This window comes from Oceaniglobus sp. K40-3 (assembly GCF_055808395.1).
In genome coordinates this window covers 1,321,490-1,342,817 of record NZ_CM147868.1, presented here as the reverse complement: position 1 = coordinate 1,342,817, position 21,328 = coordinate 1,321,490, and the positions used below count along the sequence as shown (strand labels likewise).

General features: G+C 61.1%; 19 protein-coding genes. 7 read left to right on the top strand and 12 right to left on the bottom strand.

The annotated features are described in order from the left end of the window. Positions 1-306: 306 nt before the first annotated feature. The 8 genes from AC0L7P_RS06905 to AC0L7P_RS06870 are packed head-to-tail and all read right to left on the bottom strand — an operon-like array spanning position 307 to position 9,452. Positions 307-1,983: an alginate O-acetyltransferase AlgX-related protein gene (locus tag AC0L7P_RS06905; RefSeq protein ID WP_473435043.1), complete on the bottom strand. Its 1,677-nt coding sequence runs from the start codon at positions 1,981-1,983 to the stop codon at positions 307-309. Next, the gene (locus AC0L7P_RS06900) at positions 1,980-2,801 is read right to left on the bottom strand and encodes a hypothetical protein (protein WP_473435042.1); all 822 of its coding nucleotides are present in this window, start codon (positions 2,799-2,801) and stop codon (positions 1,980-1,982) included. The genes AC0L7P_RS06905 and AC0L7P_RS06900 overlap by 4 nt, the downstream gene beginning before the upstream one ends. Then, a complete protein-coding gene (locus tag AC0L7P_RS06895; protein ID WP_473435041.1) occupies positions 2,801-3,865 on the bottom strand; it encodes an alginate O-acetyltransferase AlgX-related protein in 1,065 nt (354 codons plus the stop codon). Before AC0L7P_RS06895 ends, AC0L7P_RS06900 begins: the two co-directional genes overlap by 1 nt. Positions 3,866-3,876: 11 nt before the next feature. Next, complete coding sequence (locus AC0L7P_RS06890; RefSeq protein ID WP_473435040.1) at positions 3,877-5,316, bottom strand: MBOAT family O-acyltransferase; 1,440 nt, start codon at positions 5,314-5,316, stop codon at positions 3,877-3,879. A 3-nt stretch (positions 5,317-5,319) separates the two neighbouring features. Continuing rightward, a complete protein-coding gene (locus tag AC0L7P_RS06885) occupies positions 5,320-6,465 on the bottom strand; it encodes a right-handed parallel beta-helix repeat-containing protein (protein ID WP_473435039.1) in 1,146 nt (381 codons plus the stop codon). After that, positions 6,450-6,839, bottom strand: coding sequence for a hypothetical protein (locus tag AC0L7P_RS06880; RefSeq protein ID WP_473435038.1), 390 nt, complete (start codon positions 6,837-6,839; stop codon positions 6,450-6,452). Before AC0L7P_RS06880 ends, AC0L7P_RS06885 begins: the two co-directional genes overlap by 16 nt. A gap of 45 nt (positions 6,840-6,884) precedes the next feature. Beyond that, positions 6,885-7,928, bottom strand: coding sequence for a hypothetical protein (locus AC0L7P_RS06875; protein WP_473435037.1), 1,044 nt, complete (start codon positions 7,926-7,928; stop codon positions 6,885-6,887). 51 nt (positions 7,929-7,979) lie between these two features. Continuing rightward, a complete protein-coding gene (locus AC0L7P_RS06870; RefSeq protein ID WP_473435036.1) occupies positions 7,980-9,452 on the bottom strand; it encodes a glycosyltransferase in 1,473 nt (490 codons plus the stop codon). A gap of 563 nt (positions 9,453-10,015) precedes the next feature. On the opposite strand from AC0L7P_RS06870, the gene AC0L7P_RS06865 reads away from it, so the two are divergent. Together AC0L7P_RS06865 and AC0L7P_RS06860 are read left to right on the top strand one after the other, a co-directional pair. Then, positions 10,016-10,777, top strand: coding sequence for an electron transfer flavoprotein subunit beta/FixA family protein (locus AC0L7P_RS06865; protein ID WP_473435035.1), 762 nt, complete (start codon positions 10,016-10,018; stop codon positions 10,775-10,777). Further along, positions 10,777-11,703, top strand: a complete 927-nt coding sequence (locus tag AC0L7P_RS06860; protein ID WP_473435034.1) for an electron transfer flavoprotein subunit alpha/FixB family protein — start codon at positions 10,777-10,779, stop codon at positions 11,701-11,703. The genes AC0L7P_RS06865 and AC0L7P_RS06860 overlap by 1 nt, the downstream gene beginning before the upstream one ends. Before the next feature lie 60 nt (positions 11,704-11,763). Here AC0L7P_RS06860 and AC0L7P_RS06855 read toward each other — a convergent pair whose 3' ends face one another. Further along, on the bottom strand, positions 11,764-12,588 hold the full coding sequence (locus AC0L7P_RS06855; protein ID WP_473435033.1) for a DUF6473 family protein: 825 nt from the start codon (positions 12,586-12,588) through the stop codon (positions 11,764-11,766). 152 nt (positions 12,589-12,740) lie between these two features. On the opposite strand from AC0L7P_RS06855, the gene AC0L7P_RS06850 reads away from it, so the two are divergent. Beyond that, positions 12,741-13,616, top strand: coding sequence for a 3-hydroxybutyryl-CoA dehydrogenase (locus tag AC0L7P_RS06850; RefSeq protein WP_473435032.1), 876 nt, complete (start codon positions 12,741-12,743; stop codon positions 13,614-13,616). On the opposite strand, the gene AC0L7P_RS06845 is transcribed toward AC0L7P_RS06850, so the two are convergent. The 3 genes from AC0L7P_RS06845 to AC0L7P_RS06835 form a co-directional block, all read right to left on the bottom strand. After that, entirely contained in the window at positions 13,613-14,710 is a 1,098-nt protein-coding gene (locus AC0L7P_RS06845; RefSeq protein ID WP_473435031.1) for an AsmA family protein, read from the bottom strand. The genes AC0L7P_RS06850 and AC0L7P_RS06845 overlap by 4 nt on opposite strands. Further along, positions 14,677-15,543 (bottom strand): AsmA family protein, encoded by an 867-nt coding sequence (locus AC0L7P_RS06840; RefSeq protein WP_473435030.1) that lies wholly within the window; start codon positions 15,541-15,543, stop codon positions 14,677-14,679. Before AC0L7P_RS06840 ends, AC0L7P_RS06845 begins: the two co-directional genes overlap by 34 nt. Before the next feature lie 174 nt (positions 15,544-15,717). Further along, positions 15,718-17,907, bottom strand: a complete 2,190-nt coding sequence (locus tag AC0L7P_RS06835) for a primosomal protein N' (protein ID WP_473435029.1) — start codon at positions 17,905-17,907, stop codon at positions 15,718-15,720. Positions 17,908-18,084: 177 nt separating this feature from the next. Between AC0L7P_RS06835 and fsa the strand changes: the two genes are divergently transcribed. The 4 genes from fsa (at position 18,085) to AC0L7P_RS06815 (ending at position 21,286) form a co-directional block, all read left to right on the top strand. Then, positions 18,085-18,738: a fructose-6-phosphate aldolase gene (fsa, locus tag AC0L7P_RS06830; protein WP_473435028.1), complete on the top strand. Its 654-nt coding sequence runs from the start codon at positions 18,085-18,087 to the stop codon at positions 18,736-18,738. A gap of 174 nt (positions 18,739-18,912) precedes the next feature. Then, positions 18,913-19,620 (top strand): DUF484 family protein, encoded by a 708-nt coding sequence (locus AC0L7P_RS06825; RefSeq protein ID WP_473435027.1) that lies wholly within the window; start codon positions 18,913-18,915, stop codon positions 19,618-19,620. Between the two features lie 4 nt (positions 19,621-19,624). Next, the gene (locus AC0L7P_RS06820) at positions 19,625-20,545 is read left to right on the top strand and encodes a tyrosine recombinase XerC (RefSeq protein ID WP_473435026.1); all 921 of its coding nucleotides are present in this window, start codon (positions 19,625-19,627) and stop codon (positions 20,543-20,545) included. A gap of 48 nt (positions 20,546-20,593) precedes the next feature. Continuing rightward, positions 20,594-21,286 (top strand): CDP-alcohol phosphatidyltransferase family protein, encoded by a 693-nt coding sequence (locus AC0L7P_RS06815; RefSeq protein WP_473435025.1) that lies wholly within the window; start codon positions 20,594-20,596, stop codon positions 21,284-21,286. Positions 21,287-21,328: the final 42 nt, after the last annotated feature.

Here is a 21,328-nt window from a genome sequence, read left to right as displayed (position 1 = left end):
GTCAGCGGCGCCTTGAGGGCCACCGATTTTGACCCCGAAACAGGCACCGCCTGAAGCGCCAGCGCACGGGCGGCGGGCACAAAAAGATCAACGCCGTCGCGATTGCTCAGGTTATACAGCGACACATCGGCCTTTGCCGGGTTCAGTTTCAGATCATCCACCAAAACCAGAGGCGCAGCACCATCGCGCAATACCACGGTATAATGGGTGCTGGGCGCCACCGTCAGATCAGCCGCGCCGCCCATGTGGGTGACGGAAACAACCCCGGGCATCACGTTGACATAGGACGAAAGACCGCCGGTAAAGTCACTCAGCCGGGTGCCACCCACGGCGGCAAATGTCTGACCGGGGGCGAGAACGCGGATAAAGCTGGATTGCGGGTCGAATACATCCTGATAGAGGCCCGCATCGCCAGCGGCAAACGCGGCAGTGCCGGAAATGATGGCAAGGCCCGAAACGATAAAACTGCGTCGGTCGATCATGGTTCAATCCTTTATATTTTTGGTTCAGGGGGCAGGCAAAAATCGTGGGCGCGTCGCCCAGTGGAACAGGAACAGTGATGGCAACACTGGTGGCCCCACCGGGCCACAACCCGGTCAGCGGCATATAAAACCGACCATTCAGGCGCAGACGCTTGCCCCGTTGAATTGTTTTGCTGCGCATCCGGCCCGCATCATTGGCAAAGCGGAATGTTGCGGCTGATGTCGCCGCGCTGGTGGTATCAAGCAGCAATGTATGCCCTGCCCCAAGGCCCGCAGGCAAGGTCGCGGTCAGGCCAAGCCGGTCGTCATCCACCTCAACCGGCACCGCAATGGTGCAAAGCCCGGCGGCCGCCGCGATCAGTTCGCGCATTTCGCCATCGCCGGTTTGTGCCAGATTGGCATAGATCGGGTTTTCCCACACCAGAAACGCAGGCGGCGCTTTCTGAAAATCATCTGACGTCAGATAGGATGTGATCGCGCCATACTGGCCACCGCCGGTGATGGCGTAATTCACAACCTCAAGGCCCGCATGCTGTGCCACGAACCCTGGAAAATTGCTGACCGCAAGGTTGGTAAAGGATGTTCCCGCCATCGCGACGGGCAGAACATCGGCGGGGTCGCGCGGCGCGGGTGCCTCGCCGTCCGGGCCGGTGTCAGGCGTGTCATCGTCAAGCCCGATGTCCACGAGCGTGTCGTCGTCAAGACCGATATCCAGCACCGGCGCATCATCCAGCCCGATGTCCAGTGCCGGCTCATCGCCCAACCCGATATCAAGCGGCGCATCATCGCCCAGCCCGATATCAAGCGCACCCCCGGCCACCTTGGTGCCAGTGGCCGCGACACGGGTGTCATAGGTCATGGTGGTGGGTTCGGGCAGGGTTTCCTTGCAGCGGCGCTGAAGAATGCGGCGCATCCCCGAAAACGGCACCTTTTCACCGGCTTCAACGGTTTCATAGGTGGTCTTGGCCAGAACATCATAAACCGGCTGCGCCTTCAGCACCTCTGCCACCGCCTTGGCGCCCAGCTCGGCCCCGTAGGCGTTCCAATGGGTATCGGTCCCGAAAAAGACGTGGCGCCCCGGATCGCCCTTCAACATTCCCGCCCGCAGATCAACGGTGACAACCCCGGCCTCGTTCAGGCGGTCAAGGATTTCGCGCTGCACATCCGTCGCCACGGCAAGGTCAAACCCCATCAGCCTCGCGCGATCGGGCAGGAATTGGGCCATGGTCACGGCCTTGGTCGGGATCGGCGCGAAAACCAATGTGGTGCCCCGCGTGGCCAGCGCCCGTGACAATTCGGCCAGATCGGCCACCGTGGCGTCGGAAAACGGCCGGTCCATGCGCAAGTCAGATACCATGCGAAAGAACACGCCGTCGCGCCCCTCGATGGTTTCAAGATCGACATCGGTTTCCAGCCCGGAACAGCCATAGGCGCTTTGCGCCCAAACGGGTGCGGCACACAGGGTGGCTGCCAGCGCGGCGATGGTTGCAAGCACTCTCATCCGTTCGCCCCTGTCCCTTGTGCGGTGGGGGTAAGGGTTTGAATGCGCGCCTCAAGCACCGGCAGAAAATTCCCGGCGATCAGTTTGATCCGTATGGAATCAGATTTGCGCGCGCTGGTCAGATACCCGCGCGCCTGAACCAGAACCGCCGGATCATCCCACCCCGTCTGAATCAGATCCCCCGCCAGCCGAAGCGCGATCACCGCGTTGCCGATGCCGTGGCTGCCGGATGCCAGCGCGGCAATCTCATCCGGCATCGCCCCAAAGGGGCGCTTTGCCAGATGAAACCTCATCATCGCAGCCGAGGCCACCGAATTGCCGACGCGGGCATAGGCCAGAACGATATTTTTCAACAAATCCAAACGCGCCGGGCTGGTTTGGGCCGGATCAACCTGCTCCAGCGTCCGCACCAGGCCAATCAGCCCGGCAACCCGGCCCGTCGAGGCGGCAAGGCCGTAATAATGCGCCAGATTTTCGGGGGCGACGACGTGCCCTTCGGTTTCAAGCTGCCTGATCAGGCGCAGGGCGGCAACGCCGTCACCCGCATCGGCAAGGGCGCGCAGGGTGTCTGTCTCGACCGGCTGCCCATTGACCATCCGTTCACGGGCAACCCGCAGTTCGCGTGTCTTGAGATCACGCCCGCTGCGCACGCCCGGGGTCAGGATGACGGCGCGGCGGCGCGCCGTGCTGTCATAGGTGCCAAGGCCGGTCAGATCCAGCAACATCGGCGGTGCAGATTGCGCCATCAGCGGCCCCGCCATCAGCAAAACCACGATCAGCGGCACGGCCAACACCCCGCCAATTTTGGCCAAACGCATCATTCCACGCCCTTGCCCTTTGCCAGATCGGGGTCGGTAAGATAGCGGATGGGGATTTCCCAGATCACCGTTTCCGGCAGGGCCAGCGGATCAAGTGCCGCCAGATAGGTTGCCATCGGTTCAAACGGCCCCTGCCCCTCTTCTGCGTGGTTGATGACATCGCGGTGCAGGGCCAGTTTCAGCGCCTCGGCAAAGCTCCAGTTCGGGTTGGCGGAATAGGACGTGCCAACCAGATCAACGCCGCCGCCCCCGCCGCCAAACAAATCAACCAGCCCCGTTTCAGCCGCCTGAACCGTGGCGGTATAAGGGGTGACGCTTTCACGTCCCAAACCCAGAATCGGCGCAAGAGTATCGGATGTGATGTATGTCACCAGATCACCGGCAAAGGACGTTTGCACGCCGGTCTGTACCGTGAATGCGTCATTGCCCCGGGCAACCAACCCGCTGTCAGCGATACGTTTGGCGACAGCGCGCGCGCCTTCAGGCGTCCAATGGGTATCGGTTGCCAAAAACGGGGCCGGCAATGCGGCAAGTGCGGGCCGGGTATCGACGGCGGCAATGCCACGCGCTGCCATTTCTGCCCTGAATTGATCGTAGAGCACCGCCAAAGCCCCGGACACCGTAGCATCCCCGGCGTCATCACGCAGCAGATCAACCTTGGCCGGAACCGGCACCACGACCAGGTGCACGCCCTCGGCGCGCAGCCCTGCGGCGGTCTGTTCGATCTTGTCCAGCGCGACACCATAGGCGGCCGCATCAACCGGGCGGAATTCCTCGGCGGTGAACAGATGCCCTGTGTCCCCCACCACCACGCCGGAACGGCCCTCGTTCAACAGTTCGTATCGTGCCGCGCCGATCAGCCCGATCGAGGGTGCCTTGTGGGGCAGGTTATCACGGTACAGCCCGTCAATGGCATGGGTAACCTTGCCATTCAGCAACCCATCGAACCCCGGCAAACGGACACCGGGAACGGTGAACAGCGCCAGATTGGCGATCACCGCATAGCCGAAAAAGGCAACCGGGACGGTCAGCTTGAGCGCAAGAGAGGGGGCGGGAAACATCATCGCATCGGCCCTTAGAATTGGAAATACAGGAAAGGTGAAAAGTTCTGCTCGGCCAGTTTCATCACCGTGAACGCCCCCAGCATGACAAGGCCCATGGACACGGCCCCCTGCACCAGTGGCAGCGCGGCGGTGCCATCGGGGCGGATGCCAACATCGTCGCGCCGCTCAAACAGCGACCAGGCGCGCGGCTCCAGCACACAGATGGCGGCGGCCAGACAGGTGAACGCCAGACTTTCGCGTGTTACCGACAGCCACAGGGCCGGGTCGCCCAGCCACCCGTGCAGGCCCAGCATGGCGGCGTAAATCTCAAATCCCTGCCCCACATGTTCGGCCCGGAACATCACCCAGCCGATCAGCACACACAGCAACGTCAGCGGCAGCGCCCAGGGCAGGCTGGCGGCGCGCCGGTCATGGCCCGTGGCCCGCTCGATCGCCAACAATCCGCCATGCCACAGCCCCCACAAAGCGAAGGTCCAGTTCGCACCGTGCCACAGCCCGCCCAACACCATCACCGTCATCAGATTGCCATAGGTGCGCAGCGCCCCCTTACGGTTGCCGCCCAGCGAAATATACAGATAATCACGCAGCCAGTTGGACAGGGAAATATGCCAGCGACGCCAGAATTCGGTGATCGAGCGGCTGATATAGGGAAAGCGGAAGTTTTCGAGAAAGTTGAACCCCATCATCTTGCCCAGCCCGATGGCCATGTCGGAATATCCCGAAAAATCGAAATAAAGCTGCAACATATAGGCCACCGCCCCGGCCCATGCCAACGCCATGCCAACATCGCCTGAGTTGTCAAAGGCCAGGTTGGCAAGGGGCGCGACGGCATCGGCCAGCAGCACCTTTTTGGCCAGACCAATCAGGAACCGCGCCATGCCATCGGCGAACATCTCGGCGGAATGGCTGCGCTGTTTGAATTGATCCTCAAGGTCTTTGTAGCGCAGGATCGGCCCCGCGATCAGTTGCGGAAACAGCGCGATAAACGCCGCGAAATCAACGAACCGCGCGTCGGCTTTGGCATCGCCCCGGTGAACATCAATCAGATAGCTGAGCGCCTGAAACACATAAAACGAAATGCCGATGGGCAGGATAAGGCGCCAATGAATGCCAAGCCCCGCCGTATCGGTGCCAACCAGCGCGGCGAAACTATCAAGGAAAAAGTTGAGGTATTTGAACACGCCCAGAACGCCCAGACATCCCACCACCCCAATGCCCAGCCACACCCGCCCGCGTGGGGTGTGCCGGTGCTGTGACACCTTTTGCCCGACAACATAGGCAAACGCCGTGGTCAGAAACAAAAGGCCCAGAAAATCGACCCGCCACCAGGCATAAAACACGTAAGACCCCGCCAGGATCGTATATGATTTTGCCCGGGTCGGGGTCATGTAATAGACCGCCAGAAACAGGGGCAGGAACAGAAACAGGAAGGATTCAGACGAAAATACCATGTCTTAATGCTCTTGAATTGCGGGGCAAACGGGGGTGTTGGTCGGGGCAACGGGCACGCCGCCGCCCACCAGAACGATGCGCGCTTTTCCGGTAAGATCGCGCAACAGATCGGGGGTCATGAATTGCACGTCGCCCGCCAGAAACCGGGGGAACTGATCCTGAAAATCGTTGCCTTGCAGGTCAATCTGGCCCGGGGCTGCGGTTTCAATGCCGACCCGGTTCACGGCAAAGCGGTTGCCCACAACCCGGGTCACCGCATCACCGGGCAATTCCGCCACCAGCAGCCCCGCCCGTTTTGACGCAATCACGGCACTGTTTTCCAGAACCACCTCGCGCGAGGCGCGCAGCGCGATACCCTCTTGGCGGGCCGCAAAAATGCGCGCGCCGCTGATATTCACACAGTCAGAGTGTTCAGCGTGAACTCCGTTGTGACGGGGGTGCCAGATCGTGACATCGCGGATCGTTGTGCCCGCACTGCCCGGCAAAAGGGCGATGCCACTTTCGCGCGGGTTGAAAATTTCATTCTCGCGAATGTCGGTTCCGATGGCATTTGGCGCAATGCGAATTGCATCGCCCGCCGCGCCGTCAAGGAATGTATTGCGATGAATGCGCGCAGTGTTCGTGGCCCGTAAAATCAGTGCCGTGCGCTGCGGGTCAATAAACCGATTGTCCATGACATCAACGCCCACACCACCCACGAAAACCGTGGATGCAACAGCGCGCAAGGCCGATCCAGTCAGCGCCGAGGCCAGTTCACCCTGATAGAAACTGTTCACCACAACCGAAAGGCCGCCAAACGCCAGATCCGCGCCGAACCCCAGATTCGCGAAATATGCGCCATGGGCCGTCATGACCCCACGCCCGGCCGTGGCGACAAAGGGCGCAAACGCAGGCGCGGCCTTATTGCGCAACCCCGCGCCGACGATGCCGCCACCGCGAATATCAAGCCTGCCAAAGTTGGCAAGAAAGGCGCCGCTTTCCCGGTTCAGGGTCAACACGGCCCCCTTTTCCAGCACCAGCGTCGCGCCTTCTTCGACGACCAGCGGAATATTCAACCTGCCCTTTTCAATCGCCCCGGGAAGCGCCCGTTGCGCCTCGGTCAGCAGCTCGGGCAGGGTTATCCTGCCTTCGGTCAGGGACAGCGCCACCGCGCCCCGCCCCCCTGTGCGGACAGAACGATTGCCCGGGCGTCGGCCTCTCCGTCGCGGGCCAGTTTCAACAACGCCACCCGCAGATCGACCTTCATCAGATTGGGTGTGGTCGCGCCGCCCACTGCCCCGGCGCCTGCGATGTTTTCAACCGCTGGGTCGGGGGCGTTTATGCCCTGGGCCTGTTCAACCAGATCGTGATATCGTGCCTCGGTTTCCGCCATAAGCAACGCCACCGGGCGGGCGAACGCCTGTGACGATACCGTCAACACCAGCGCGGCTGCAAAGGCCAACACCCGAACCGCCGCACCCCACCCGCCACGGGGCAAGGCGGCGGTGTGCAAGGTTGGATAAAAGACAGGCCGGGCGGTCATTGTTGGTCCTTGTTCAGTGGCGTCGCGGGGTGAAGGGCTGCATTTTTACCGCAGGAATTCGGGCAGCAGGCTGCGCCGGAATCGCAGGCGCGCCACCTGGCCGACACTGGCGCCGGCGGTTTCATCCAGTTTCATTTCCACCTGAACCATCCTGTCTCCATCCGTTGGCGAGGGCAGGATTTCCGGTGTCGCCGGCACGATGGTGCCATCGGCCAGCACCAGTTCGGCCTGCTGGCCCGCGACCAGCTTGACCGCGCCTTCGGCGCTGATTTCCGTGGTGGCCACCAGACCAGGCGCACCGGACAACAGGCGAATGATCGGCGTGCCTCGCATGATCGTGGCCCCCTCGACGAAATTGCGCATTGGCAGAATGGTGCAATCGCATGGCATTTTGACGCTCAGGTAATCGCCCGAATTGGCCGAAATCGCATAGACCACCTCGCCTTTGGCGGCGTTCGGGTCCACATAGGTCAACTGACCGGCCGCCGTCGCCGACAGGGTTTGCCCCGGGGCCGTGACGATCACGGGACGCGCCTCATAGGAAAACGCAAAACGCTGGTGCGCCAGATTAAGCGCAACAAGGGCCAGCCCCACCGTCAGGCCAATCACGACACCGCGCCGCACCACATTCTGAAGCTTGTGCGACAGACCGGGCTTTTCAACGATTTTCTTGGCCTTGACCGTCAGCGGCCCGGAATACGTCATCATACCCCCAAGCGACACGATATCACCGGCGATATAGCTGTTCAGCAGATAGCGCAGGGGCGCCAGATGTTCACCCGTGGGTTCGGTGAAATGAAGAATGAACACGTCTTCATCAATAATTTCGACCCAGGCATCGCAATAAAGCAGCACCGCAAAGCCTGAAAAATTCAGGCGCAACGCCGCCGACACCACCAACCCCTCAAGATCGCCATCCAACGGCCCCGACACAACCGCATCTGTCAACGAAAGGCTGCGCCCCTCCAGAACCTGCGCCCCGATCAGAACGGTGAACGGCACCTCGAGCCGCGGATGTTCGCCCTGATGGGCAAAACCGACAGGCAGGGCGACGGCACCTTCGGAAGATTGCAAATCGGCATGTTTCATAGGAAATCAGACTTTCGGGGAATTAAGAACTTTTGAGACCTGCATTAAGATTCATAACCCTCCTGCAAGGAAAAGCAGGCCGACCAGAAGCCAGCCAAATGTAAGAAACGTCATGTAAGTGGAACTTGCCGCGATCATCCGCTGGCCAGCGGAAATGCGGGACGCGGCAACATTCGTCGATTGGCGGGTCCATTTCTGTCGGTCAAGGCGGAACAGAACGAAACTTTTGATCAACGCCCCGTAAAGCTGACAGAAATAGAGCAGGAATGGAAAAGAGATCGGAAAGCCAAGCCGCCCCCGGAACGCCGTAATAAGCGTTACATAGGTATAGCGCGTCAGCATGATCCAGGCGACATAGGCCACCAACATCGCAACGTCGTAAAACAGCGCTGCCATCACGGCCAGGGTTGGCCCGGCGATGGTTGTCCAGATGGACACTCTCTGATCCAGAATAGACCACCAGGTGAACAGGCCGATCTTGGTCGGCGACAGTTTCAGGGCGCGCCCGTTGGTGCGCAGCATGTTCCCGAACCACCGTACCGTCAGCACCCGGGCCGACCCATAGAATGTCGGCATCGGCTGGGTTTCAGCCGAGCGTGACTGAACATCAGGCAGATACACCATCTGATAGCCGTTCTTGAGCAACCAGAACCACGTCGATTTGTCATCGCCCGTCAGAAAATTCACCCGCCCCAACCGCAGGTGATCAATATAGTCGGACTGCACCTGGTCGATAAAGTCGGGATTGGTGGCCAGGCTGGCGCGAAACGCCGACATCCGGCCGGTCAGGGTCAGCACCCGCTTTGACAACCCCATGGAACACATCATGATCTGGCGCTGATCAAAGCGCATCTCGAACCAATCGCGAAACAATCCCTTGTCACAGATTGAAATCGCTTCGTCCGTGGTTAACGCGCCGACTTTCGGGTCACTGAAAACCGGCACGATTTCGTCAATGATGTCGTGGGGTACGGTGGTATCCCCATCGGCAATCAGCAACACATCGTGTTGGGTGGGATAATGACGCGCGATAATGCGCAAGGAGCGCGCAAGTGCGTCGCGCTTGCCGGTCGCGGGAATGCGATCAACAATCAGTTTGACAGGTTGATTGGCCGCCTCCGAGGTATCAAAAATCTGCTGGATCAAACGCGCATCGGCACCGTCGACCACAGATGCCACAACCGTCGCGCCATCGCGGGCCTGCGCCGCCGCTTTGAATATGGAACGATAGACCTCGATCGTGGTTTCGGGCTGAATCATATAGGATGTCACGAGGACATAGGCGTGGGATTTGTGCCCCGACGCCGCAAAGCGTGCCCGCGCCGCCGCTTTGCGCCTGGGATGCGCCACCACGCGAAACCACAGCCCACGGGAAAAGTTGATCGCGCCCCACGTATAGCGCCATGTTCCCAGAACGCCGACCCCGATGACCGCCGCGGGGGCCGCGCCCAGCAGATCCTTGGACATGACCGAGCCGAGAATCACGACCATGGACAAATAGGCGATATGGCTAAAGACAATCACGATGGATCAATGCAGGTGATTGCGCGGGCAAACCCGCCAGCCAGCGCGACACATAGGACGGACGCCGCGTTTGTTTTTGTTAACCATTTTCTGCCCCACTCAACACTGATGGCGCACTTCTAAGATGCGCTCAGGAACAGACTTCACTTTGAAATGAGGAGAAAATATGGCAATCGAGCCAGTTTCGTTTCGCAACTGGAAACGATGCAATCGTGCAACAGGGCCTGCACGGCAACATTCAGGCCAAAACGGCCCTGTCACCACGTCTACCCTAACAGCCAATACACGTCTAGGTTGAAATGACCCTAGCATGAAGATTTTTGAGAAACGACCAAAATCTCTGCCTGATTGGCGAATTGCGAAGAAATCCGCCGATTGCCGTGATCGCAACACTGTTGTGAACCGGACAAACACGTCGCCCCGTTGGAATGTGAACACAAACGCGGCGTCGTTGGGCGCGACCTGTCGGTTTTGCACTATTTTCCCGGGCGCTGACACGATAACTCATGGGCCAGAGTCTAAAATGGTGCCCCACGGGGTGCGCAGGTTGAGGAGATACGCCGATGAAGGTGCTGGTGCCGGTCAAACGCGTGATTGACTATAACGTGAAGGTGCGCGTGAAAGCGGACGGAAGCGGTGTCGATCTGGCCAACGTCAAAATGTCGATGAACCCTTTCGATGAAATCGCCGTGGAAGAGGCCATTCGCCTGAAAGAAGCGGGCGTAGCGGAAGAAGTGATCGCCGTATCCATCGGCGTGAAGCAATCCCAGGAAACCCTGCGCACCGCCCTAGCCATGGGTGCCGACCGCGCGATTCTGGTGGTGGCGACCGACGATGTCCACACCGATATCGAACCTCTGGCCGTGGCCAAGATCCTGAAAGCAGTGGCCGAGGCCGAAGATGCGGGCCTTGTCCTTTGTGGCAAACAGGCCATCGACAACGACATGAACGCCACCGGTCAGATGCTTTCGGCGCTGCTGGGATGGTCGCAGGCCACCTTTGCCAGCAAGCTGGAAATCGACGGCGACCATGCCACCGTGACCCGCGAAGTCGACGGCGGCTTGCAGACGATCAAGGTCACGATGCCCGCCATCGTTTCGGTCGATCTGCGCCTGAATGAACCGCGCTATGCCTCGCTTCCCAATATCATGAAGGCCAAGAAAAAGCCTCTGGATGAAAAGACGCCCGACGATTACGGCGTGGATATTGCGCCCCGTCTGACCATCGTAAGCACGACCGAACCAGAGGCCCGCAAGGCCGGGGTCATGGTCGGTTCGGTGGACGAACTGATTGCGAAACTGAAAGACGAAGCGGGGGTGATCTGATGGCTGTTCTTCTTCTGGGCGAAGTGACCGAAGGCGTTCTGAACATGGATGCCACCGCCAAGGCAGTAAAGGCTGCCGGTGCGCTGGGTGACATCACCGTGCTGTGCTGTGGCGCCAAGGCCACCGATGCCGCCGCCGAGGCGGCAACGATCAGCGGTGTGGCCAAGGTGCTCTGCGCCGAGGACGCCGCCTATGACCACCGGCTGGCTGAACCTGTGGCCGCGCTTATGGTATCGCTGGCCGGGGAGTATTCGCACATCGTTGCGCCCGCCACGACAGATGCCAAAAACATCCTGCCCCGGGTTGCCGCCCTGCTCGATGTGATGGTGCTTTCCGATGTGTCCGGGATCGTCGATGGCGATACCTTCGAACGGCCGATCTATGCCGGGAACGCCGTGCAAACGGTTAAATCCGGCGATGCAACCAAGGTTGTGACGATCCGCACCTCGTCCTTCGATGCCGCAGAAACCGGCGGAAATGCCACAGTGGAAACCCTGTCGGCAGCCGAAAACCCCGGTCTGTCCGAATGGGTCGAGGACAAGGTCGCCGAAAGCGACCGGCCCGAACTGACCAGTGCCAGCATCGTCGTTTCGGGCGGGCGCGGCGTGGGCAGCGAAGAGAATTTTGCCATCGTCGAAAAGCTGGCCGATAAACTGGGCGCCGCCGTGGGCGCCAGCCGCGCCGCGGTCGATTCGGGATATGCGCCGAACGACTGGCAGGTCGGCCAGACCGGCAAGGTGGTCGCACCCGACCTTTACATCGCCATTGGCATTTCGGGCGCGATTCAGCACCTTGCGGGCATGAAGGACAGCAAGATCATCGTCGCAATCAACAAGGACGAAGAGGCCCCGATCTTTCAGGTGGCCGATTATGGCCTTGTCGCTGATCTGTTCGATGCCGTGCCCGAACTGGAAAGCAAGCTCTGAGTCTTGCACCATACCTGCACACAAAGGCCCGTCACCCCCGTGGCGGGCCTTTCGCGTTCGTCATCCTTCATGGCGCAGCACCCGGCTCAGCCGCACCGCGACGGCGTGGTGGGTTTCGGGACCGGGCATCAGGCGGGCGGCGGGGGCTTCGACCTCGCTGAAGACCTTGCCGTCGGTTCCGTGGTCCCCGGCGCTGTCGCCGCTGCAATGTTCAACCATGCTGGCCACCCGCCCGCGCAATTGCCGCAACATCCGGCGGGTCACGAACATCGGGCTGCCGTCCTCGGGCCGCTCTGCCGGGTCGTCGGGGCCACGTTCGGCCAGCCACAGCACAATTACCGGACGCCCGATCCGCGCCATCAGCAGATTCATCCGCTGCACCCAGACCCGGCGCAATTCCTCGCGAATCAGGGCAAAGCGCGCCTCTGATGTCTGGGCCAGCGCGCCGAGCATGTGACCGGTGAAATGAAATTCGGTGAAATCCACCTCGGGAAACACCGCACGCATCATCGGGCTGGCCCGCACGAACCGGTCATTGCGGCGGGGATGCACCGCGTAAAACCGATTGGACAGGTTTTGTGCCCCCGTCACCTGCAACACCACCCGCCGGGCGCGACGGCAGGCCTCGATCACCGTTTCATCATTGAGAAACACATCAACCCCGGAATTCATGTATCCAAAGTTCACCGTGCGCATGCCCAGTTGATCCTGCAACAACGCCGGATAGGGATCGCTGAGGTAGCGCCCATAGGTTTCCGACCCGCCAAGCACCGCGATGTAATCTCCGGTCAATCGCTGTGCGGGACCGCGAAACAAAAGTTTCGATTGGCCGTAGCTGCATGGCGCATAGTCCAACGCAGGCCCCGGCATATTTTCATAAGCCATGACTCACCCAAATGTTAATCTCACCCATGGGCAGCATCGCAGCCAAGGATGATCATTCTGCTAACGTGCAAATTTGAACGATTCCCCCGGTCGGGCTTGCGTTGGTGCTGCGCCGCCGCATAGTGTCGGGCGAGAAATCAGAGGGGCGGATCATGGATATTCAACGGGTCGGTATCGTGGGGGCGGGGCAAATGGGCAACGGAATTGCCCATGTTTTTGCCCTGGCCGGGTATGACGTGTTGATGACCGACATCAGCCAGGACAGTCTGGACAATGCCCGCCGCCTGATCGACACCAACCTGACCCGTCAGGTCAGCCGCGAAAAGATCAGCCAATCGGAAAAAGACGCGGCGATGGGGCGGATCTCTTCCACCCTGAAGCTGACCGATCTGGGCCAGACCGATCTGGTGATCGAAGCGGCGACCGAACGTGAAACCGTGAAAACCGCGATCTTTGAGGATCTGGTGCCACATCTGAAACCGAACACCATCCTCACCTCGAACACATCGTCCATCTCCATCACCCGTCTGGCCAGCCGCACCGACCGGCCCGAGAAATTCATGGGGTTCCATTTCATGAACCCGGTGCCGGTGATGCAACTGGTCGAACTGATCCGCGGCATTGCCACCGACAAGGAAACCTTTGACGCCTGCCTTGCCGTGGTTGAACGGCTCGGCAAAACCGCCGCCACAGCCGAGGATTTTCCCGCCTTCATCGTCAACCGCATCCTGATGCCGATGATCAACGAAGCGGTTTATACCCTGTATGAGGGCGTTGGAAATGTCTCCAGCATCGACAAGGCGATGAAACTGGGCACCAATCACCCCATGGGGCCGCTGGAACTGGCCGATTTCATCGGGCTGGACACCTGCCTTGCCATCATGAACGTGCTGCACGACGGGCTGGCCGACACGAAATACCGGCCCTGCCCGCTGTTGACCAAATACGTCGAGGCGGGGTGGCTGGGGCGTAAATCCGGGCGCGGGTTTTACGATTATCGCGGCGACGAACCGGTGCCGACCCGTTAATTGCCGCCCAGAAAATCCAAAAGCTTTTCCTTGGCTTTATCTTCCAGCTTTTTCTTTACCGCATCCTCGGCCGAGCGGCCATCTGTGATCGGCGTGCCAAGCTTTTCCTCCAACCGCTTACGCGCCTTTTCCTTGGCCTTTTCCTCCAGCTTCTTGCCCTCTTCGCGCAGCTTGTCCTTGGCCAAACCTTCAAGATCCAGCTTGAATTTCGGCGCGGCCCATGTGCCGGTGATCAGAATCGGCACCTGAACCCGGTCATCGGCCAACAGGCGCGGCACCACGCGGTAATTCAGGGTTTGCGCGCCCAATCCCACCTGCCCGGCGCCCGTGGCCGCCATCAACGGCGATAGAAAGCTCAGATCGTCGTTGCGCAACACCCCGTCGGTGATGGTGAATGACGCGCTGATCCGGTCGAATATCGTCTTGCTGCCTGCGCCGCGAAAATTCGGATCAAGAGTACGCAGCATTCCCACCAGATCAAAGCCCAGCAATTCGCCCGCCCCGGTGGAAAGCCGCCCTTCGCCTTTCAGTGAATTCATCAGGGTATTCATATCGTTGCCCACCCCCAGAACGTTGATTGCCAATTCGCCCTGCGCCACCAACCTGTCATAGCCCAACAGCTCGTTGAACAGCTTGGAAATGGCCAGCGCCGAGCCGTTGACATCAACCCGGGTGGACAATCCGCCCCGGCTGTTGACCACCACCTTGCCATCAATATTACCGCCATAGGCCTGAAGCTGGCGAATGTCGGTGACGGCGCGGCCATTGTCGAGTTCGGTATAAAGATTGGTCGCCCCCAACATGGTGCCGCCGATCTTGACCGACGTGGCGGTCAGCGACAGTTTGGCATCCAACGCCTGCAATCCGCTGACGTCAATCGGTGCGCTGCTCCACCCGGTGGCCGTGGCACCACCGCCCGTTTCATCCCCCGACAGGCCGGACAAATCCAGCGCGCCGGTGGTCAGTTTGGCGTTCAGGGCCGGGCGTTCGCCGTTCAGGTCCACATCCGCGGCGCCCGCAAATGTGTTGCTGTCCAGCGTGATCGTACTGCCCCGCAGGTTCAGCACATTTTTGGTAAAGGTGATATCGCCCACCAGCGCCACCTTGCCCTGCCCCAGCCCCCGCGGCAATGCGACGGGGGCTCCCCCAACGCCGCCATCACATCGCCCAGATCACCCAGATCGGCGGTCAATCGCCCCGCCGCCGCCAAAGGCGTCAGCCCCGCGCGCCCGGTAAAGGCGGCCTTGGCAGCCCCCAGCGCCAGATCGGCCGTGACCGGCACAGCACCCCGTTCGACAAAATCGGCCAGGCCGTCGATGGTGCCTGTCAGGCGCGCCGTCTGACCGTTGATCAGGGCGCTGAAATCCACGCTCGTCTTGCCCTGCATCGACGGGATCGCGATGCTGGCATCCATCGCCGTGAGCCGCAGATCGCGCCCCGAGCGGTGATCCAGCAGGCGCAGCGCCCCGCGTTTCACTTCGGCCTTGTCGATGGTCAGGGCGGGCAATCCAGTGGCGGTGCCGTCACTTTTGCCATCGGCTGCGCCTGCAAATTCCCAGTTGCCTTGGCCCTTGGGGCCGATTTCCAACAGGATTTCCGGCGCGATGGCGCTGACCCCGGTGATATGGATCGTGCCGCCGATCAGTTTTGCCAGATCGACCGAAACAGACAGGCTTTCGGCGCGCAGCATCGGCCCCGCATCGGACCAGGGCGCGTTGGCGATGGTCACCGCCCCCGTGGTGACGCCCAGATTGGGCCAGATCGTCGGGCGCACATCCCCCGTCACCGTCATGGCGCGGCCCGTGGCCTGCTGAAAGCGGGTTTCGACCAGATTGGCGATCTTGTCGGCGGGCAGGAAAAGCAGCGTGATGATTGCCACCGCCGCCAGCACAATCAGCCCCAGAACCAACCGGAAAATCCACCGCATACCTGCCTCCGCCCGTTTGTTTTGGGAATCCTAGGGGAAAGCGGCCCCATGGCGCAACCTCGGGCTTGTCCGTGCCTGCGCGGCGGTGCGCATGAAACACATTCGGGAGCCTCCGGCGGGAGTATTTTGATCAGTAAAAAGCGAAAGCCTGGTCCTGCCTTTGGGCGGCTGGGTTCAGTAAAAGCTTTGCGGGTCGATGTCGATGGCCAGACGCAGGGTGTTTGGGAGTTTGAACTGCGCCACCCATTTCGATAGTGCCCCCTGTAACGGGGCGCTTTTGTCGGCCTTGACCAGAAGGCGCACCCGGTGGCGGCCGCGGATGCGGGCGATGGGCGCCGGGGCGGGGCCGTAAAGTTGGGCACCGATGGCGCGCAGGGGGCCATCGCGGCGGGCCATGTCTGTGGCGACGCCGAACACCTCTTGCGCGTCGGGCGAGGACAGGATGATCCCGGCCATGCGGCCATAGGGCGGCACCCCGGCGATCTGGCGTTCATGGGCCTCGGCCTTCCAGAACCGTTCTTCATCGCCGGCAAGGATGGCGCGGATCACCGGGTGTTCGGGTTGATAGGTTTGCAGCATGGCCGTGCCGGGTTTGTCGGCCCGCCCGGCCCGGCCCGCCACCTGCCGCATCAGTTGAAAGGTGCGTTCGGCGGCGCGCAGATCGCTGCCTTGCAGCCCAAGATCAGCGTCGATCACCCCCACCAGCGTGAGCAGGGGGAAGTTATGCCCCTTGGCCACCAGTTGGGTGCCGATGATGATGTCGGCCTCGCCTGCTGCGATGCTTTCGATATGGGCCTTGAGGGCGCGGGCGGAGCCGTAGAGATCAGAGGACAGCACCGCAATCCGCGCCTCGGGGAACAGCGCCGTTGCCTCTTCGGCCAGCCGTTCGACGCCGGGGCCGACGGGGGAGAGGCGGTCTTCGGCCGCGCAGTGGGGGCATATGTGCGGCATGGGTTTGGTTTCACCGCATTGATGGCACACGAGCCGGTTCTGAAACCGGTGTTCCACCATACGCGCATCGCAATGATCGCAGCCGATCTGATGCCCGCAGGCCCGACACAGGGTAATCGGCGCATAGCCGCGCCGGTTGATGAACAGCAGCGCCTGTTCGCCGTTTTTCACCCGCTGTTCCACCGCGCGGCGCAGGGTGGGCGATATCCATTTGCCCCCGGGCAGATCCTCGGCCCGCATGTCGATGGCGCGCATGTCGGGCATGACAGCAGCGCCAAAGCGGCTGGTCAGTTCCAACCGCTGGTATTTTCCCGCCTGTACGTTGGCCCAGGTTTCAAGCGACGGGGTGGCCGAGGCCAGCACCACCTGCGCGCTGCATAACGAGGCCCGCAGCACCGCCATGTCGCGGGCGTTATAGAGCACGCCATCCTCTTGTTTATAGGAGGTGTCGTGTTCCTCATCCACCACGATCAGGCCCAGATCGCGGAACGGTAAAAACAGGGCTGAACGCGCGCCCACCACCAGTTGCGCGCCCCCCTCGCCCACCATCCGCCAGCAACGGCGCCGTTCGGTCATCGTCACGCCGCTGTGCCATTCGGCGGCCCCGGCGCCAAACCGGGCCTGCACCCGGGTCAAAAACTCGCTGGTCAGGGCGATTTCAGGCAATAACACCAGCGCCTGCCGCCCTTTGGCCAGACAGGCGGCGACGGCCTCAAGATACACCTCGGTTTTGCCTGACCCGGTGACACCGCGCAGCATGGTGGTGCCGTATCGAGCGCTGTTCACGGCGGTGCGCAGAGTGTCGGCGCCCGCCGCCTGATCGGGGGTCAGGGCATGGCCCGGCAGATCGGGATCGAGCCGGGGATAGGGCACATCACGGGGGCTTGCCTGTTCCATCACCGCGCCCTGTTTCACCAATCCCTTGACCACCGAGGGCGTCACCCCGGCGCTTTCGGCCAGTTCGCGCAGGGTAAACGACAGCCCGCCATAATCGCGCAGCACCTCAAGCACCTTGGCCCGGGCATCGGTCATGCGATCGGGTTCACCCTCGCCCAGCCGATAGACAATGCGCATTCCGGGCGGATCGCCCAGCCCCGGCGAGCGTGTGGCAAGGCGCAGCATCGCGGGCAGCGGGGTGAGGGTGTAATCGGCGGCACGGCGCAGGAAATGTTGCATTTCCTCGCGCATGGGCGCGGCATCGAGCACGCGAATCACGCGGCGTACCTTGGCAAGGTCATAGCCGCCCTCGCCCGGCCCCCAGACCACCCCCAGCACCTTGCGCGGTCCAAGCGGCACCTCGACGAACGCCCCGCTCATGCAGCCACCTTCGGGCGCGCGGTAATCCAGACAACGATCCAGAGGCTGGGTTGTCAGCACCGCAATCAGAGCGCCTTCGTCGAAAAAGTCCTGCACCGCGCTCCTCAGGCCGCCTGTCGGCACAGTGGGGCGATGGATGCAGCCACGAACGTCAGCCAGATCGACAGGTCCATTTCCGCCTCTTTCCGTTAGCGCCTACATTGGGCTTTCGGCCCCCCCACCAATGCGCTATCAGGGCGGTAAATTCAACACGAGAGCCAAGAGGATGATCTGATGAAATTCTTTGTCGATACCGCCGATGTGGACGCGATCCGCGAATTGAACGATCTGGGCATGGTTGATGGGGTCACGACAAACCCGTCGCTGATCCTGAAATCGGGCCGTGATATCAAGGAAGTCACCAAGGAAATCTGCGATATGGTGGTGGGCCCGGTCAGCGCCGAATGTGTCGCGCTGGAATATGACGGGATGATCGCCGAAGGCCGCGAGTTGGCCAAGATTGCCGACAATATCGCCATCAAGCTGCCGCTGACATGGGCCGGCCTGAAAGCCTGCAAAACCCTGACGGGCGAAGGCAATATGGTGAACGTAACCTTGTGTTTCTCGGCCAATCAGGCGCTTTTGGCGGCCAAGGCGGGGGCGACGTTCATTTCTCCCTTTATCGGGCGTCTGGATGATCTGAATATCGACGGCATGGAGCTGATCGGGGATATCCGCACGATCTATGATAATTATGGCTATGAGACCCAGATCCTCGCCGCGTCGATCCGCAGCGCCAACCATATGAAAGACGCCGCCCTGCTTGGCGCCGACGTGGCCACCGCACCGCCGGGCGTGATCAAGGGAATGGCGAACCATGTTCTGACCGACAAGGGGCTGGATGCCTTCATGTCCGATTGGGCCAAAACCGGCCAAAAGATCGTCTGACATCACGGCCATCACAACCCATGCGCGTGTTGTGGTGGCAACATTCGACCCTGGCGCGCGATGCAAAAACGCCGCGCCTTGCGTCATGATTGACATTTTCCAACATTAGTGGCTGCTCAGAGGTGTAATCTCAGTATATTACATCACAAATCGACCAATCGAGACGAGGTAGGAATGGGCGAAAGCGCTGTGATCGAAGATGAACTTCGCAACCGGATCATGTCCCATCCCGACGTGATACTGGAAGACCTCGACCTGATGCGCGCCCTTGTGGCGGGCAACGAACAGGCGATGGGCCAGAATATTGTCGATCTGCGTGGCATCGCGATGAAGCGTCTGGAAAACCGGCTCGACCGGCTGGAAGACACCCATCGCAGCGTGATCGCCGCCGCCTATGAAAACCTGGCCGGCACCAACCAGATTCACCGCGCCGTTTTGCGGATGCTCGACCCGACCGATTTTGAAACCTTCCTGCATGATCTGGGCGGCGAGGTGGCCGATATTCTGCGTGTGGATGCCCTGCGTCTGGTGCTGGAAACAGAAACCAACGACGATGACAAAGACATGCGCCGCCTGTCCGGTGTTCTGAGTCTGGCGCAGCCCGGTTTTGTTGCCGATTACCTGACCAATGGGCGCAACCTGCCAGAGCGCCGGGTCACCCTGCGCGGCTGTCAGGGCGGCGCGCCCCGGGTTTACGGTGCCATCGCCGCCGATTTACGCTCCGAGGCCTGCCTGAAACTCGATTTCGGCCAAGGCCGCCTGCCCGGCCTTCTGGTATTGGGCAGCGAAGATCCGCATATGTTCACGCCGACCCATGGCACTGATTTTCTGGTTTTTTTCGCCGGCGTTTTTGAACGTTCCATGCGCCGCTGGCTGGCCTGACGCCATGCTGTCGCCCGCCCTTCGCGATGCATTGCAGCGCTGGCTGGACGGTATGGGCGCCATGGCCGACGCCGCCGACAACACCCTGACCGCCTATCGCGCCGACGTTCTGGGCTGGCTGTCGTTTCTTCAGCACCACATGGATGAAGGCGGCGGCATCGCCATGATCGGCGCGGTGGGCATTTCCGACATGCGGGCATGGATGTCACAGGAACGCGGGCGCGGCGTGGCGCCCCGGTCGCTGGCGCGCAGCCTGTCGGCCGTCAAATCCTTTACCCGCTGGCTGGCCGAGCGTGAGGGATTCGATCCCACTGCGATCCTGTCTACCCGGTCACCGAAATTTCAGAAAAAACTGCCCCGCCCCCTGAGCGAAGACGGCGCCCGTGCGCTGATCGACTCGGTGGAATTGCAAGCCATTGACGGTTGGGTCGCGGCGCGGGATGTGGCGGTTGTCACGCTGCTTTACGGCTGCGGGTTGCGGATTTCCGAGGCGCTCGGCCTGACGGCGGCTGACCACCCCCTGCCCGACAGCCTGCGCATTCGCGGCAAGGGCGGCAAGGAACGGATGGTGCCGGTCCTGCCCGCCACCCGCCGCGCCGTGGCCGGATATGTGGCGCTTTGCCCTCACGATCTGGCCCCTGCGCTGCCCTTGTTTCGCGGGGTGCGGGGCGGCCCACTTGGCCCCGGTGCCATTCAAAAGGTGGTGGCGCGGGCGCGGATGCAACTGGGCCTGCCCGCCACGGCCACGCCCCATGCCATGCGCCACAGCTTTGCGACCCATCTGCTGAACGCCGGCGGTGATCTGCGTGCAATTCAGGAATTATTGGGCCACGCCTCGCTTGCCACGACCCAGACCTATACCGCTGTTGACACCGCGCGGCTGATGGAAGTCTACAATACCGCCCATCCCCACGCGGCAGGCTGAACGGTTCTTGTTTGCGCCGCGCATCCGTTTGCGGCAATACAGGACACCATGACAGTTCAATTTCGCGCCCTTCTCGTTCATCTTCTCACCGCCACGGGTGCGGTGATTGCCATGCTGGCCATGCTCGCCGCTGTCAAAGAGGAATGGGATCTGATGTTCCTCTGGCTGGTCATCGCCTTTTTCGTTGATGGAATCGACGGCCCCCTCGCCCGACGCTACGATGTAAAAACAAACGCGCCGCAGTACGACGGCGTTTTGATGGACCTGATCATCGACTATCTGACCTATGTGTTCATTCCTGCCTATGCCCTGTTTAAATCAGATCTTCTGCCGGGATGGACGGGGTGGATCGCGATTATCGTCATCACCTATACCAGCGTCGTTTATTTTGCCGATAACAGAATGAAAACAAAAGATAATTCATTCTCTGGATTTCCCGGATGCTGGAACATGGTGGTGATCGTGATGTTTGCCCTGTCGCCCAATTTCTGGATTATCCTGGCCATCGTTGCCGCATTGGCCGTGTCGATGTTCCTGCCGCTCAAATTCATCCATCCGGTGCGCACCGAACGCTGGCGCAATCTGTCGCTGCCGATCGCCCTTGCCTGGACATTCTTTGCCGGACGCGCCGCCTGGGTTGGGTTTGATCCCGCGAGCTGGGCGCTCTGGGGGTTGGCGCTGACGTCAATCTATCTGATTTTCGCCGGCATCGTTCAACAAATCATTCCACACCATGACTGACGACGATTGTTGTAAATTGAATATTTTGCGTCGATTTTTCCG